The organism is Arthrobacter sp. MDT2-3 (assembly GCF_059090465.1).
Genome location: NZ_JBNHFS010000001.1, coordinates 857,665 through 872,251 on the forward strand (window position 1 = coordinate 857,665; position 14,587 = coordinate 872,251).

The following is a 14,587-nucleotide window of genomic DNA, read 5'->3' on the forward strand; positions in this document are numbered from 1 at the left end:
ACTCCTTTGTTTTGTGCCCGGGCAGCCTCCAGCCCGGGCACGGGTAATCAGGGATGTTCAGTGATGATGCGTACGGAGAAGGTCGTTGCTGCTAACGGCCTGGGCTACTTCAGCCCGGTAGTGGCGATTCCGTTGATGAGGTATTTCTGGCCCGCGATGAAGAAACCGATGATGGGCGCGATGGACACGACGGACATGGCGAACATTGGCCCCCACATGCTTTGGCCCTCGGAATCCATAAAGGCCCGCAGTGCCAGCGGCACGGTGTAGAGGTCTTGGTTCTGAATGTAGAGCAGGGGGCCAAAGAACTCGTTCCAGGTGGAGATGAACGTAAAGATGGCCGTGGTGGCCATCGCCGGAACACACAGCGGCAGGATGACGCGCAGGAACGTCCGGAAGGGTCCGCACCCGTCGATCTGGGCGGCGTCGTCCAGCTCCTTGGGGAGGGCCTTCATGAACTGGACCATGAGGAAGATAAAGAATGCGTTCGTTGCCATGAAGTTCGGCACGATCAGGGGCAGGTAGGTATCCAGCCATCCCAGTTGCGAGAAGATGATGTACTGCGGCACCAGGAGCACGTGCCCGGGAAGCATCAGGGTTCCCAGCATCAGGGCGAAAAAGAGCTTCCGGCCGGTGAACTCCATCCTGGCGAAGGCGTAGGCAGCCAGGGCACAGGAGAAGATGTTGCCCGCGATGGAGAAAACCACCACGATCAGGGAGTTGATCAGGTAGACGTGGAAGGGCTGGTTCAGCGCCGTCCAGCCCTGCTCGTAGTTGCTGAAGTCCCAGTTTTCCGGCCATAGTCCAAGCTGCCGGAAGATGTCGTTGCTGGGCTTGAACGAGCTGGAGACGAGCCACAACAGGGGGTACAGCATCACCAGGCCAACCAGGCACAGGATCAGGTGCCGTGAGAAGCGTGTACCGGTGGTCCCGGTGAGCGCGTCCTCTGCGGGAACGTCCTTCTTTTGCTTGTTCTTGAGGGGTAGTTCGAGGAGAGCCATAGCGGTGCCTTAATTGTCGTAGAAGACCCAGAACTTGGATGCGATGAAGTTGATGGCCGTGAAAATCGCAATGATCATCAACAGCAGCCATGCCATGGCCGAGGCATACCCCATCTCGAACTCCGTGAAGCCCTTCTGGTACAGGTAGAGGTTGTAGAACAGAGTGGAATCCGCCGGTCCGCCGGTGCCGCCGCTCATCACGTAGCCCTGGGTGAAGGTCTGGAAGGATCCGATCAGCTGCATGATGAGGTTGAAGAAGATGATGGGGCTGATCAACGGCAGGGTGATGCTCCGGAACTGCCGCCACCGGGACGCTCCGTCGATCGAGGCGGCCTCGTAGTACATGGTTGGCACCTGGCGCAGGCCGGCGAGGAAAATTACCATCGGCGAACCAAATGTCCACACGTTCAGGACGATCAGGGTGCTCAACGCGAATTCAGGGTCCGTGACCCATGCCGGGCCCTGGATCCCGAAGAGACCCAGGAAACCGTTGACGATTCCGTCATTGCCGAAAATGTAGCGCCAGAGCATCACAATTGCGACGCTTCCGCCGAGCAGGGACGGCAGGTAGTAAACGGAGCGGTAAATCGCCAGGCCTTGCAGGCCGCGGTTCAGTACCAGGGCTATCAGGAGGGCCACGGCCAGGGAGATGGGCACGGAAACGAAGGTGTAGATGAATGTGACCTTCAGCGACTGCAGGAGCCGCGGGTCCTCGAACATCGCCTGGAAGTTTGCCAGTCCCACGAAGTTCGGCTCGGTGAAGAGATTGTAGTCCGTAAACGCGAGGTAAAGGGAGGCGAAGAACGGGATGATCGTAAACAGCATGCCGATGAACCACGGCAGCAGGAAGAGGTAACCGGAACGCTGATTGGTGCGCTTTCCGCGTGCACGGCTGGGTTTCCCGCCCGGCGCGGCCAGGGTGGGGGCCGCGCCGGAGGCTTGCTTGGTCAGCACTGACATGCGTCAGGCTCCTATCTGCGTAACGAAAAATCTGGATGTGGGCCGGCTACTTGTTGATGGCTGCATTGCTCTTCTCGAGGAAGGTCTTTGCTGCATCGGCAGGGGTGACGCGGCCAAACTCGACTTCTGTCGCCAGCTGCTTGAGCGTGTCCGCGACAACACTTGCACCCTTGGGGTAGACGTAGGCCGGTGCGAGGTCGTCCTTCTGGATGTCGGCGACCATCTGCACAAACTTCGTGTCATCCTCGCCGAGCTTGGGCATAATGGCCTTTGTCACTTCGGGGTTGATCGGAACGCCGCGCTGGGTCAGCGTCTCCGCTGCGCCGTCGACGTCGTTAATCAGGAAGTTCAGCAGCTTCGCCGCTTCCTTCGGGTGCTTCGACTTTGCGGCAATGGACCACAGCATGCTGGGGTCGGCGGAGTATCCGCGGCGCTTTTCGGTGGTTTCGCCCGGCATGCGCAGCAGGACCACGTTTCCGCCGGCGGCTTCGTTGTATCCCTTGTAGTTGTTGATCGGGATGATCTGGGAGGCGACGGTGCCCTTGGCCAGGTACGACTGGGCAGGAGAGCCGCCAATCTGCTCGAAGAAGCCCGCGGGCGGGTAGCCTCCTGCAGCCCGCAGGTCAACGCTGTACTGGAACCAGTCGCGCATGGTCTCCTCGCTGACACCGAGCTTGTTGTCTTTGGTGTAGAAGTCCTCGCCCCGCTGCCTTGCGAGGAGGATGGGGCCCGTTTCGGTGGCTACGTCATAGCCGGCGCCGTAGATTTTGCCGCCGGTTTTCTGCGTGATCTCGGTGGCGAACTTTGCGTAGTCTTCCCAGCTCCAGGTTTTGTCATCCGGAATGGTGACCCCGGCCTGGTCGGTAATGGTTTTGTTCACCACCATGCCGATGAGGTTGACCCCAGTTGCCAGGCCGTACAGTTTCCCGTCAACCTCGCCGCGGCTTTGGATTGTGGCGGGGATGTTCTTGAGGTCGACCTCCGGGAAGGACTTCAGGTCGGCGAGGGTGCCCCGCTGTGCGTACTCAAGGAGCGTGCGGTTGGCCATGTTCAGGACGTCAGGTGGGTTTCCGCCCGCGAAGCGGGTAGCCAGTTTGTCGGCATAGGGGCCGCTGTCCTGGTATTCGCTCTTGACAGTGATGCCGGGGTTCTTCTCCTCGAAGATCTTGATTGCCGCGTCCGTCATCTTGGCCCGGTTGGAGTCACCCCAATAGACAAAGTTCAACTCCACGTTGCCGCCGCCACCGGCAGCAGGTGTCGAACCGCCTCCACAGCCGCTCAACGCCAAGCCCGCAGCCGTAACGGCTGCGCCCAGGACCAGCCTGCGGGAGATGGGGGTGCTGACAGTCTTCATCATTGAATGACGCCTCTCTAGGGTTGCCCACTGCTAGTGCGCGGGCCTTAAAAGTGAAAATACTTCAGAAAGTTTCTGTGTCAGATACAGCAGCGGCTTCTCAAGGAAAACCAGCCCAAACAGCCAAAGTAACGAAAACGAAAACTCGGTAAACGATTTCTAGCAAAGATCGGCTGTGACTGTCAACACAATTTTCAAACCGGAACGGGAGAGGAATCGGAAAGTTTCTATGCTCATTGCCGACTCTTTCTGATGTGGCTATGCTGAACCCCACAACCCTTGAACTGCCCCTACTGGAGGTCGGCTTGGCCCACTACACCCAACCCGCTGAAGCGCCGGGTCCAACCCGGCGGGAGCACCCTTCCGCCGCCCACAACACCGCTCTTCAACAGCCGGCCAACCTTGCGCCCCGGCCCTATCTGCACCCGGTACGTTCCAAGGCGGGCGTTGTTGTCACCGATGCTGAACCGGCTGACCACCGGCACCACCTGGGGCTTTCCATCGCCTTCTCCGATGTCAACGGAACCAATTTCTGGGGCGGGTCGACATATACGGCCGGCAATAGACCCATGCTCCTGGCCAATCACGGAAGGCAGCTTCCGCGAGCCTGGCAGTCAACGCCGGAGGAAGCATCGGGCAACGTTTCCTGGTTGTCCAAGGACGGCGGGGAACTCGCCGTCGAGCAGCGTCGCATCCGCTACTTTCCCCATACGGGACCCGGGACGTGGGGCCTTTCGCTGTCCTCGGTAATTGTCCCCGGGGCAGGCGTGCAGCGGCTGGAGGTATCGTCGTCGGCCGTGAAAGGGCGGAAGGGTGCCGGATACGGCGGCATTTTCTGGCGCTTTCCCCACGGCAGCAGCGCGCCGCTTGTCCTGTCCAACGCCGGCCGCGGTGCCGATGCTGCCCACGGTTCACTCTCGCCCTGGCTTTCGGTCGGCATGGTGATCGATGGCGTAGCTGTCAGTGTTGTGCTCGCACAGGAGCCAGGCCAGCTGCTTCCGTGGTTCGTTCGCGCCGGAGGCTACCTTGGCGCCGGACCGGCCGTGGCATGGGCGGAACCCGCCGTCGTGGACCACGGCAACCCGCTCAAGCTTGCCCTGCACGCCGTTATCCACGACGGCCAGGTGTCCACCGCCGCCCAGGCCTTGGGCCTCCTAAGCCAGCACCCCCTCGTAAGCCCCAGCTCTCCCGACAGGACATCATGACTACCCGGATCCCCGCCCCCGCCTACCGCAACCCGATCCTTAACGCCGACTGGCCGGACCCGGATGCGGTGCAGGTGGACGGCGTCTACTACCTCATCGCCTCCAGCTTCAACCGCGTCCCCGGCCTGCCGGTCCTTCGCTCACGGAACCTCGTGGATTGGGAGCATGCCGGCCACGCGCTCGCCGAGCTCCCCCAGACCGGCCACTACTCGCTGGTGCGCCACGGCAGCGGCGTCTGGGCTCCCTCACTCCGGTACCACGACGGGCGCTTCTGGATCTTCTACCCCGATCCGGATCATGGCATCTTCGTGCTGAGCGCCGAAAAGGCTGAGGGCCCGTGGACCACCCCGCACCTCCTGTACCCCGGCCGCGGGCTCATCGATCCCTGCCCCTTGTGGGACGACGACGGCCAGGCCTACCTGGTGCATGGCTGGGCCCAGAGCCGGGTGGGCGTGAAGAACCGGCTCACGGTCCACCGCATGAGCCCGGACGCCGGCAGGCTGCTGGACCACGGCACGCATGTGGTCAACGGGGCCGACCTCCCGGGCTACAGCACCCTGGAAGGTCCGAAGTTCTACAAAAGGGACGGCTGGTACTGGATCTTCGCCCCGGCGGGCGGAGTGGCCACCGGCTGGCAGTCGGTATTCCGGTCCAGGTCCCCGTTCGGGCCCTACGAGGAGCGGCGGGTCCTCGAGCAGGGAAATACCGAGGTCAACGGGCCCCACCAGGGCGCCTGGGTCACCAGTCCCCGGGGCGAGGACTGGTTCCTGCACTTCCAGGACCGCGGACCCTACGGCCGGGTGGTGCATCTGCAGCCCATGGGGTGGAGCGAGGACGGCTGGCCCTGGATGGGAGTCCGGAATCCCGACGGCGGACCGGGAACCCCTGTGATTAGCCATCCCTACCCGGCGGGTACTGCCGCGGAAAACGTTGCACCGCCGGCCAACGACGACTTCTCGTCACCGCGCCTGGGGCCGCAGTGGCATTGGCAGGCGAATCCCCAGGATGACTGGGCGCACCAGTGCGGGGGAGGGCACCTCGTCCTCAAGCCCAAGGCTAACGATCCGGTAAACCTGCGCGAGCTCCCGAACCTGCTCGGGCAAATCCTGCCCGGAACGCCATCCACGTTCACCACGTCGCTTGAGCTGCAGGACGTCCCGGTGGGAACCCGCGCAGGCGTGGTGGTGCTGGGGCTGAAATACGCCTGGCTGGGCATCGTCAGGACAGCTGAAGGCTTTGTCCTCGGCGATGGCACTGGGGGAGAGGGGCCCCACGAGCAGCGGCTGGGCAGGCAACGTGTCCTGCCGGGTTCCCGGATAGAACTGCAGATTCGAACCGACGGCACGCCCCGGTCCACCTTTGCCTGGCGCTCCGGACCGGGGGAACCGTGGGAAGTGCAGGGCTGGAACTTCGACGTAGTGAAAGGCCAGTGGATCGGCGCGGAGCTGGGCCTCTTCGCGGCCTCACCACTGGGTTCGGAGGATGGCGGCAATGTTATCGTGGGACCCGTGCGGGTGGACGTTGCGCCAGCCCGGCGTCCCACCGCCCCGCAATTCGCCGCCCTAACTACATGACTCCGAGGACCGCCCCTGTGACCGCCACTCCGCGTCCCAAAATTGCTGACGTCGCGGCCGCAGCAGGCGTCTCCGTGCCCACGGTGTCCAAGGTGCTCAACGGCCGGACCCACGTCTCCGAGGCCACCCGCGCCAGGGTTCAGCAGGCACTCGAGGAGCTTGACTACTCGAAGCGCGCCGCGTCGGTCACCCAGCCGGGAGTCCTGCAGCTGGTGGTTAACAACTTCGACTCTCCCTGGGTCCTGGAGACCATGGCGGGAGTGGAGGCGGCCGCGGACCGGCTGGGATATGCCGTTGCCTATGCACGCGCCGAGCATGCTACCGCGGAGCGCTGGCGGAAGCTGCGCGAGCCGTCCGTCAACCGGCTCGATGGCGTGCTGCTGCTGGCACCGCGGAAGGATTCGCGCCTCGTGACTGCGCTTCGGACGCTGAAGATTCCCGCCGTCGCCATCGACCCGGAAGGAACCGAAGGGCTGGCAATCCCCAGCGTCAGCCCGGCGTCGTTCTCCGGCGCCCTGGCCGCAGTGAGCCACCTGCTGGGCCAGGGCCATCGCAGGATCGGCATCATCACCGGCCGCAAGCACAGTCCCGGGCACGGCCGTGCCCGCTACGCAGCCTATGCAGCTGCGCTTCATGAGGCCGGGCTGCCCGTCCTGCCGGAGCTCGTGCAGGACGGCGACTTCAGTATCGAGTCGGGTATGCGGCTGGGCGGGGAGCTGCTGGACCTGCCCCAGCCGCCCACCGCCATCTTCACGGGCAGCGACCTGCAGGCCCTGGGCGTGATGAACGCGGCAGGCCAGCGCTCGCTCCACGTTCCCGAAGACCTGAGCATTGTGGGCTTTGACGATATTGCGCAGGCCGCGTTGACGTCGCCGCCGCTCACCACGGTCCGGCAACCGCTGGCACAGCTTGCTTCCATGGCGGTGGGGATGTTGACGGAGCAGCAGGAACAGACGGCTTCAGCCGTTCCCACAGCCCTCGAAGTAGCGACCGAACTGGTGGTCCGGGGAACAACGGCCCCGCCGGCGCGCTAAGCCAGCAATTACTTTGCCTCGAGCACCAGGTTCTTGAGGTCGTCCAGGGTCTGCTGCATGTGTGCGTCCATTGCCTCCCGGGAGCGCGCAGCGTCACGGGATTCCAATGCTTCGGCGATGTTCTGGTGATGACCGATGGCGTGCACCTGGATCTCGCGTACGGCTGACGTTTCGGTCCGTCGCTTTTCCAGGACCCGGTGGAGCGGTTCGAAGAGAACGGCCACGAAAACGTTCTCGGAGGAATGCAGGATCAGGTCGTGGAACGCGAGGTCCGCTTCCACGAAGGCCGCGACGTCGTTCACCTCGTGGGCGGCGCGCATGGCGGCCACGTAGCCGTGAAGCACCTGGATGTCCGCGTCGCTGATACGCCCCGCGGCGAGTTCGCAGGCACCGGTTTCCAGCATGCGGCGGAGTTCGATGAGCTGGACGGACGCCTCCGCTTCGTTCTTGCCCTCGGAGGCGGCGCGCAGCACTGCCTCCAGCGAGGCCCACCGGTTGAGTGGGTTCACAAAGGTGCCGCGCCCGCGCTCGACACTGAGGATCCGCTGCGCCTCAAGAGTTTTCATCGCCTCGCGGACGGTCATCCGGCTCACTTCATGGGCGGCGCTGAGTTCGTGCTCACCCGGAACAGTGGCGCCAGGAGGAAATTCGCCCGCAATGATGCGGTCCAGGAGCTCATCCGCCACCTGCCCTACCAGCGACTTCCTTGCCATGCTTCCCCCATCGGTGCCCTCTGCGGATATGTCAGACAAATCTACTTGCGCGTCTTTATGTCCTATGCCACACTAGCATCAGATGCAAGATGTCAGACATCTTACAGATACCTTTTTACATCTCAGGATCCGCCTGGATTCATACACAACGGAGTGCACTGTGACGCTTGAAGCAGACGTTCTGGCCGCCTACCCGGCCCAGGTCCGGATTCCCGCCGAACTGGTGGCCAGCACGCTGGCTGCCTCCAACGCGGAGACCCCGCGTGTCCTGGTAGTGCTCGACGACGACCCCACCGGAACCCAGTCCGTGGCAGATTTGCCGGTGCTCACCCAGTGGGAAGTGGAGGACTTCATCTGGGCCTTTGGCCAGGCCAAACCCGCCGTCTACGTCCTCACCAACACCCGCAGCCTTGACCCCGCCGAGGCAGCCGCCCGCAATGAGGAAGTGGTCCGCAACGCCCTCGCCGCTGCCGGCTCGCCGGAGGGCGGTGTTGGTTCCAGTCTCCGACTGGGCTTCGTCAGCCGCAGCGATTCCACCCTCCGCGGCCACTACCCGCTGGAGCCGGATGTCATTGCCGCCACCGTTGCTGACGTCAGTGGCGAACAGACCGACGGCGTGGTGCTGGTCCCGGCCTTCCCGGACGCCGGGCGGGTCACCATCGGCGGCGTCCACTACATGCGCGGCACAGGTGATGCTGACGGCACCCTCACCCCGGTGGCCAACACTGAATTCGCCAAGGACGCCACCTTCGGCTTCACGACGTCCGTGATGGCCGACTACGTCGAGGAGAAATCCCAGGGCCGCTTCGCTGCGGACTCGGTGATCGTCCTGGACCTGAACATCATCCGCGCCGGCGCTTCGGCCGCAGATGCGTCAGACGGTGCGCGGATCAGCGCCAACGCCATCGCCGACGCCATCGAAGCGGCCACGGACTCCACCCCGATCGTGGCCGACATTGTTACCGAGAATGACCTTCGGGCGTTGTCCCTCGGGCTGGAGGAAGCCGAGCGACGCGGCAAGACACTGCTCTACCGCGTGGGTCCGCCGTTCGGCCGCGCCCGGATCGGCCAGGAAATCCGCACCGAACTCAGCGGCGCCGAGGCATACGCGGGCAACACCCCGTCTGAGTCCGGCGGGCTCATCGTCGTCGGCTCCCACGTCGGGGTCACCACCCGCCAGCTCAAGGCCCTGACCGAACAGCACAGCGCGGCCCGGATCGTTGAGATCGACGTCGAAAAGCTCCTTGGCGCCCACGCTGACAGCCACCTGGACCACACCGTGGACACCGTCGTCGAAGCCCTCCGCGGCGGCGACGTCATCGTCCACACCAGCCGGCTGCTGATCAAGACGGATGATCCCGCTGAAAGCCTGCGGATCGCCCGCACCGTTTCAGCCGCCGTCGTAGCGGTGGTCAACCGGACCCTCAAGACCTTCCCGCCGCGGTTCGTCATCGCCAAGGGCGGGATCACCTCCTCGGACGTGGCTGCCCACGGCCTGGAGATCCGCCATGCCATCGTCCGGGGTCCCATGCTCCCCGGCATCGTGAGCCTTTGGGAACCGGTGGACGGCCCCGCCAAGGGCATCCCCTACATCGTTTTCGCCGGCAACGTGGGCGACGACCAGTCCCTGGCCGACGTCACCCGCAAGCTCAGCAACACCTTCTAATCCAGCACACCTTCAATGGAGAACACCATGATCAGCAACTACACCGTCACCGTCCTGGGCCTCGGCGCCATGGGCCTGCCCATGGCCACCCGCCTCGCTTCGCAGCTGACCGTTCACGGCTTCGACATCGCCGACCCCCGCCTCAAGCTCGCCGAAGAAGCAGGCATCGCTACCTTCGCTACTGCCCGCGAAGCCGCCAAGGGCGCTGACGCCGTTCTCCTGGCCGTCCGCAACGGAGAGCAGCTCAACGACGTCCTCTTCGGTGAAAACGGCGTGGCCTCTGTGCTCGAGCCCGGCGCCGTGGTCATCCTGGGCAGCACCGTAGGCACTGAAGCCATTCCCGCAACGGTCGCAAAGCTGGCCGAGTACGGCGTCGAACTGGTGGACGCCCCGCTGTCCGGCGGCCCGAAGCGCGCCGGCGAAGGCGACCTGCTGATCGTCGTCGGGGCTTCCCCGGAAGCACGCGAAAAGGCGGCTCCGGCCCTGGAACTGCTGGCCTCCACCCTGACCGTCGTGGGCGACAAGCCCGGCGACGGCCAGGCGCTCAAGACCGTCAACCAGCTCCTCTGCGGCGTCCACATCGCCGCCGCCGCCGAGGCTATGGCCCTTGCCGACGCACTCGGCCTGGACCAGGCCAAAACCCTTGCCGCCCTCGAAGCCGGTGCCGCCGGCTCGTTTATGCTTTCCAACCGCGGCCCCCGAATCCTGGAGGCCTACAACGAGGACGGCGCCGAGGTCCTCAGCCGCCTGGACATCTTCGTCAAGGACATGGGCATCGTAGGCAAGGCCACCCGGGCGGCAGGACTGGCAGCTCCGGTTGCCGCCGCTGCTGAGCAGCTTTACCTCTTGGGCCAGGCCCAAGGACTCGCCGCCGCTGATGACTCCGCCGTCATCAAGGTTGTTGCCCCCACTAAGCGCACCAACTAGCCCCACCTTCCAAAAAAAGTATGGCGACGGTCCCCCTTCCGCCGTCGCCGTACCTCCCGGCCTTTCCCCAATAGAAAAAACCAGCGCCTGATTGCCCGTCTTCTTGAAGACTGGCTCGTCAAAGGAGACACCCACAGTGAACCATCTGATGAACCCGCTGATAGTGCGGGCGGCTGATGCTCCAGCCATCAAACCCGCAGTGGAGCTCGGCACTCCGCTGCTGCTGACCATCGCCGCACTCGGCATCGCCGTGCTGCTGGTGATGATCATCCGCTTCAAGATCCAGGCCTTCGTTGCCCTGCTCACCGTCAGCATCATGGTTGCTGTCGCCGCCCAGATCCCGCTGAAGGACGTCTTCACCGTTGTCGCCAACGGCGTGGGCAGCACCATGGGCAAGGTGGCGCTGCTGATCGCACTCGGCGCCGTCCTGGGACGCATGATCGAGGTTTCCGGCGGCGTGCAGTCCCTTGCCGCCCACTTCACCGACAGGCTCGGTGCCAAGCGGGTGGCCGTGGCCCTCACCGCCGTCGGCTTCCTGGTTGCCATCCCCGTCTTCTTTGAAGTCGGCGTCATCGTGCTGGTCCCCATCGTCTACGCCTTCGCGAAGATCGCCAACGTGCATCCGGTCAAGTTCGGCCTGCCCATGGCCGGCATCATGCTCGCCATCCACGTGGCCGTCCCGCCGCACCCCGGCATCGTGGCAGGAGCAGGTGTCTTCGGCGCCGACATCGGACTCATCACCCTGATCTCCTTGGCCATCTGTGTTCCCCTGGGCTTCCTGTCCTACTGGGTGGCCAGCATCATGAACCGCAAGGAGTATGAACTCCTCCCGTCGGTTAAGGCGCAGGTGGAAGAATTCGGCTCCGATTCCCTGGCCAAGGTAGGCCATGACGGCCCCGGTGCCGCAGCCATCGCACCTCCCCGCCCCGGCCTGATCATCTTCCTCATCGCCGCACCCATCGTGCAGATCCTGCTTGGCACCCTGGGCACCCTCACCATCCCCAAGGACAACTCCTGGTACGGCCTGGCCGCGTTTGTCGGCAACCCGTTCTTCGCGCTCCTCGTCGCCGTCGCGCTGTCCTTCTTCCTGCTTGCAGTCCGCCGCAACTGGTCACTGAAGGAAACCGGCGAAATCTTCGAGGGGGCACTGCCTCCCATCGCCTCCATCCTGATGGTGGTCGCGGCCGGCGGTGTGTTCGGTGAGGTCCTGCGGACGTCCGGCATCGGTGCCGCCTTGTCCCAGACCCTGGACCACCTGGGCCTGCCCGTCATCGCCCTGGGCTTCGTGATCTCCCTGGCCCTTCGTGCCGCACAGGGCTCGGCAACCGTTGCAATCGTCACCACCACCGGCCTGCTGACCTCCGCCGTGATGGAAGGCGGCTACACGCCGGCCCAGATCGCCGTGATCGTCATCGCCATTGGCTTCGGCTCGCTGGGCCTGTCCCACGTGACCGACGCAGGGTTCTGGACTGTGGTGCGCTACTACGGCCTCACGGTCTCCGACGGCCTGAAGACCTGGACCGTCCTCACCACCATCCTGGGCCTTGCCGGCTTCGCGCTGACTTTCGTGGCCTGGATCCTGGTAGGAGGCCTGGGCGTCTGATGCGCACCCGACTCGACCACCTGGTCACCTCCGCCCTCCAGCAGGGGTCCGCCGTCCCGGCCTTCACCTGCTACGACTTCACCACCGCACTGGCCGTGGTGGGCGCTGCAGAGGAATCCGGCCGCGGCGTCATCCTCCTCGTGGCACCCAAGACCGCCGCCACCTCCAACGGCCTGCGCCTCATCGGGGCCCTCCGGGGCCTGGCTGACGCAGCTTCAGTGCCCGTTGCCGTGCAGCTTGACCACGCTGCGGACCTTCAGGTGATGGCCGACGCCGTCGCGGCAGGGGCGGACTCTGTCCTCGCCGACGGTTCATCCCTTCCTTACGAGGACAACATCGCACTGGTCATAGCTGCCCGTAAGTTGCTGGGGCCCGACGTCGTGCTGGAAGCCGAGCTGGGCGGACTCGCCGGTGATGAGGACCGTGCCTTTGGCGCCGACCAGTCCGGCGTGGCCGTCGCCGGGCTGACGGATTCGGCCCAGGTGGAGGACTTTGTGTCCCGGACCGGCGCGGAACTGCTGGCGGTCGCCGTCGGGAATGTCCACGGCAAGTACAAGGGCGAGCCGCAGCTGCGCTGGGACGTGCTGCAGGACATCGCGGTGCGGACGCACATTCCGCTGGTCCTGCACGGGGCCTCCGGGATCCCTGCAGAGGAGCTGGTGAAAGCCGCGTCCATGAACGTTGGCAAGGTCAACTTCAACACCGAGCTCCGCACCGGCGTGCTCGCCGCCCTGCAGGAGCAGCTGCCCGGGCACCGTTCCGACGGTGAAAACCTGCAGGGGCTCCTGGGCCACTGGAACCAGTCCGCGGGCAGCTTCGCCACAACGGCCCTGGGTATGCTCACGCGCTGATCCTGGCCTCCCTCTTTTGCCTTCCTGGCCCTTGCCCTACTGATGTTGAAGGGTAAGCGGGGGCATTGCCAGCGGGCTGAAGTAGTGCCAGTGTCGAAGCATGACCGAGAACACGATGTCCACCGAGGATAGGTTCACGCCCGATGTCACGCTGAGGCGCAACGACGCGCAGCACCGCTATGAACTGCTGGTGGGCGGCAAGCTGGCCGTCCAGTCCTTCTACCAGGACCTGCCGGGCCATATCGACTTCAGCCACACCGAAACGTCGCCGGACTTTGAGGGCCAGGGCTTGGGCAAGGTACTGGCCCACTTCGCCCTGGATGACGTCGTGGCAGCAGGAAAACGGATCATCCCGCACTGCCCCTTCATTGCAAGCTACCTCCGCAAGCACGAGGGCTATGAGCAGTGCGTCGACTGGCCGGAAAGCCAGGCCACTAGCGGTTCGGGAGCCTAACGAACAGACTCAGCTCCGAGAAGAAATAAAAATCCTCCTTCCGGAACCGGACTGCGTGTTACAGCGCCGCAGCGCCGGGTACCTTTCCTGAGCGCGGTCTTGCAGAGGGCGCACGCAGTTGAATGCGCCACCTTTCAGGGAGCAGCGCACCGGGGAAGGAATCCTGGATGAATCACCAAGAACAGCTATTCGACGTTGCCGTCATCGGCGGGGGACCGGCCGGGCTGAGCGCAGGCGTTGCCCTTGCCCGGGCGCTGCGCTCCGTGGCGGTAATCGATGCCGGCGGGCAGCGAAACCTGCGCGCGGAAGGAGTACATGGCTTCCTGTCCCGCGAGGGTATGAGCCCCAGCGAGCTTCTTGCTGCCGGGCGCCGGGAACTTGCGGACTACGGCGGGGAGACCGTCACCGGTTTTGTTGAGTCCGCCAGGCGGGACGGCGGCAACTTCGTGCTCTCGCTCGAAGACGGCACTACCTGCACGGCCCGCCGGCTGCTGATTACCTCGGGAATCAAAGATGAGCTTCCCGACCTGCCGGGTGTAGCCGAGCGCTGGGGCAGGGACGTACTTTACTGCCCTTACTGCCACGGCTGGGAAATCAGGAACCAACAGGTTGGGGTGCTTGCATCGGATGCCCACGCTGTGTTGCATGCCCTGACCTTCCGGCAGTGGAGCCCAGACGTGACCCTCCTGCTCAACGACAATTTGACGCTCAGTCCGGGCCAAGCGGAACAGCTGGGAGCACGGTCCGTCAAAGTGGTGGATGGCAGGGTCCGCAACGTGTTGGTCCAGGACGACAAGCTCACGGGGGTCACGCTCGACGACGGATCAGCGGTACCGCTGGAGGTGCTGGTGGTCAGCCCAGCCACCGTGAGCAAGGCCAACATGCTCCATGCCCTCGGGCTGGAACCGGATGGCCTGGAAGAAGGGCCGGGGACGCGGCTGGCCACCGACGAGTCGGGACTTACGTCCTGCCCGGGGGTTTGGGCGGCCGGCAACGCGACCGACGTCTCGGCCCAGGTGATGACGGCCGCAGCGGCTGGATTGAAAGCGGCCGCCGCCATCAACGCGGATTTGGTACTGGAAGATACGCGGCGGGCAGTGGAGGCGGCGAGGACTGCTGCAGTGCATTAGCCTGCTGCTTAGCTGGCGGCCGGTTAGTTGGCCGGCTTGCTTGCTGGTTTGCGGGGCACCCGTACCCACCAGGTTCCCCGCAATCCGGCTCGGTGTGAGTCAGCCGGCGGTTCCG

General features: G+C 64.5%; 13 protein-coding genes. 9 read left to right on the forward strand and 4 right to left on the reverse strand.

All coding sequences use genetic code 11. The annotated features are described in order from the left end of the window. Positions 1–104: 104 nt before the first annotated feature. From AC5RUQ_RS03960 to AC5RUQ_RS03970, 3 genes are read right to left on the reverse strand one after another with little or no spacing between them, the layout of a single operon-like run. A complete protein-coding gene (locus AC5RUQ_RS03960) occupies positions 105–1,001 on the reverse strand; it encodes a carbohydrate ABC transporter permease (RefSeq protein ID WP_493946093.1) in 897 nt (298 codons plus the stop codon). Between the two features lie 9 nt (positions 1,002–1,010). Continuing rightward, entirely contained in the window at positions 1,011–1,961 is a 951-nt protein-coding gene (locus AC5RUQ_RS03965) for a carbohydrate ABC transporter permease (RefSeq protein WP_493946094.1), read from the reverse strand. Positions 1,962–2,007: 46 nt separating this feature from the next. Continuing rightward, positions 2,008–3,318, reverse strand: coding sequence for an ABC transporter substrate-binding protein (locus tag AC5RUQ_RS03970; protein ID WP_493946096.1), 1,311 nt, complete (start codon positions 3,316–3,318; stop codon positions 2,008–2,010). A 257-nt stretch (positions 3,319–3,575) separates the two neighbouring features. Between AC5RUQ_RS03970 and AC5RUQ_RS03975 the strand changes: the two genes are divergently transcribed. The 3 genes from AC5RUQ_RS03975 to AC5RUQ_RS03985 are packed head-to-tail and all read left to right on the forward strand — an operon-like array spanning position 3,576 to position 7,128. Beyond that, positions 3,576–4,520, forward strand: a complete 945-nt coding sequence (locus AC5RUQ_RS03975) for a DUF6807 family protein (protein WP_493946097.1) — start codon at positions 3,576–3,578, stop codon at positions 4,518–4,520. Continuing rightward, on the forward strand, positions 4,517–6,094 hold the full coding sequence (locus AC5RUQ_RS03980; protein WP_493946098.1) for a glycoside hydrolase family 43 protein: 1,578 nt from the start codon (positions 4,517–4,519) through the stop codon (positions 6,092–6,094). Before AC5RUQ_RS03975 ends, AC5RUQ_RS03980 begins: the two co-directional genes overlap by 4 nt. 17 nt (positions 6,095–6,111) lie before the next feature. Further along, positions 6,112–7,128: a LacI family DNA-binding transcriptional regulator gene (locus tag AC5RUQ_RS03985; protein WP_493946099.1), complete on the forward strand. Its 1,017-nt coding sequence runs from the start codon at positions 6,112–6,114 to the stop codon at positions 7,126–7,128. A gap of 8 nt (positions 7,129–7,136) precedes the next feature. On the opposite strand, the gene AC5RUQ_RS03990 is transcribed toward AC5RUQ_RS03985, so the two are convergent. Beyond that, positions 7,137–7,841, reverse strand: a complete 705-nt coding sequence (locus tag AC5RUQ_RS03990) for a FadR/GntR family transcriptional regulator (protein ID WP_461188859.1) — start codon at positions 7,839–7,841, stop codon at positions 7,137–7,139. Positions 7,842–8,001: 160 nt separating this feature from the next. Here AC5RUQ_RS03990 and AC5RUQ_RS03995 point away from each other — a divergent pair, with 160 nt between their 5' ends. The 6 genes from AC5RUQ_RS03995 to AC5RUQ_RS04020 all read left to right on the forward strand — a co-directional run bounded on the left by AC5RUQ_RS03995 (position 8,002) and on the right by AC5RUQ_RS04020 (position 14,472). After that, entirely contained in the window at positions 8,002–9,507 is a 1,506-nt protein-coding gene (locus AC5RUQ_RS03995; RefSeq protein WP_493946100.1) for a four-carbon acid sugar kinase family protein, read from the forward strand. Between the two features lie 27 nt (positions 9,508–9,534). Then, positions 9,535–10,434, forward strand: a complete 900-nt coding sequence (locus tag AC5RUQ_RS04000) for an NAD(P)-dependent oxidoreductase (protein WP_493946101.1) — start codon at positions 9,535–9,537, stop codon at positions 10,432–10,434. Between the two features lie 136 nt (positions 10,435–10,570). Further along, a complete protein-coding gene (locus AC5RUQ_RS04005) occupies positions 10,571–12,037 on the forward strand; it encodes a GntP family transporter (RefSeq protein ID WP_493946102.1) in 1,467 nt (488 codons plus the stop codon). Further along, entirely contained in the window at positions 12,037–12,888 is an 852-nt protein-coding gene (locus AC5RUQ_RS04010) for a class II fructose-bisphosphate aldolase (protein ID WP_493946103.1), read from the forward strand. Before AC5RUQ_RS04005 ends, AC5RUQ_RS04010 begins: the two co-directional genes overlap by 1 nt. Positions 12,889–12,988: 100 nt before the next feature. Next, entirely contained in the window at positions 12,989–13,342 is a 354-nt protein-coding gene (locus AC5RUQ_RS04015; protein ID WP_493946104.1) for a GNAT family N-acetyltransferase, read from the forward strand. Between the two features lie 167 nt (positions 13,343–13,509). Next, on the forward strand, positions 13,510–14,472 hold the full coding sequence (locus tag AC5RUQ_RS04020) for an NAD(P)/FAD-dependent oxidoreductase (protein ID WP_493946105.1): 963 nt from the start codon (positions 13,510–13,512) through the stop codon (positions 14,470–14,472). The last annotated feature ends 115 nt before the right edge of the window (positions 14,473–14,587 follow it).

Excerpts from the sequence above, each read along its gene's own strand:
- AC5RUQ_RS04015 (WP_493946104.1), top strand. The coding sequence starts at position 12,989 with ATGACCGAGAACACGATGTCCACCGAGGATAGGTTCACGCCCGATGTC.
- AC5RUQ_RS03990 (WP_461188859.1), bottom strand. The coding sequence starts at position 7,841 with ATGGCAAGGAAGTCGCTGGTAGGGCAGGTGGCGGATGAGCTCCTGGAC.
- AC5RUQ_RS03965 (WP_493946094.1), bottom strand. The coding sequence starts at position 1,961 with ATGTCAGTGCTGACCAAGCAAGCCTCCGGCGCGGCCCCCACCCTGGCC.
- AC5RUQ_RS04000 (WP_493946101.1), top strand. The coding sequence starts at position 9,535 with ATGATCAGCAACTACACCGTCACCGTCCTGGGCCTCGGCGCCATGGGC.
- AC5RUQ_RS03970 (WP_493946096.1), bottom strand. The coding sequence starts at position 3,318 with ATGATGAAGACTGTCAGCACCCCCATCTCCCGCAGGCTGGTCCTGGGC.
- AC5RUQ_RS03980 (WP_493946098.1), top strand. The coding sequence starts at position 4,517 with ATGACTACCCGGATCCCCGCCCCCGCCTACCGCAACCCGATCCTTAAC.
- AC5RUQ_RS03975 (WP_493946097.1), top strand. The coding sequence starts at position 3,576 with ATGCTGAACCCCACAACCCTTGAACTGCCCCTACTGGAGGTCGGCTTG.
- AC5RUQ_RS04020 (WP_493946105.1), top strand. The coding sequence starts at position 13,510 with ATGAATCACCAAGAACAGCTATTCGACGTTGCCGTCATCGGCGGGGGA.
- AC5RUQ_RS04010 (WP_493946103.1), top strand. The coding sequence starts at position 12,037 with ATGCGCACCCGACTCGACCACCTGGTCACCTCCGCCCTCCAGCAGGGG.
- AC5RUQ_RS03960 (WP_493946093.1), bottom strand. The coding sequence starts at position 1,001 with ATGGCTCTCCTCGAACTACCCCTCAAGAACAAGCAAAAGAAGGACGTT.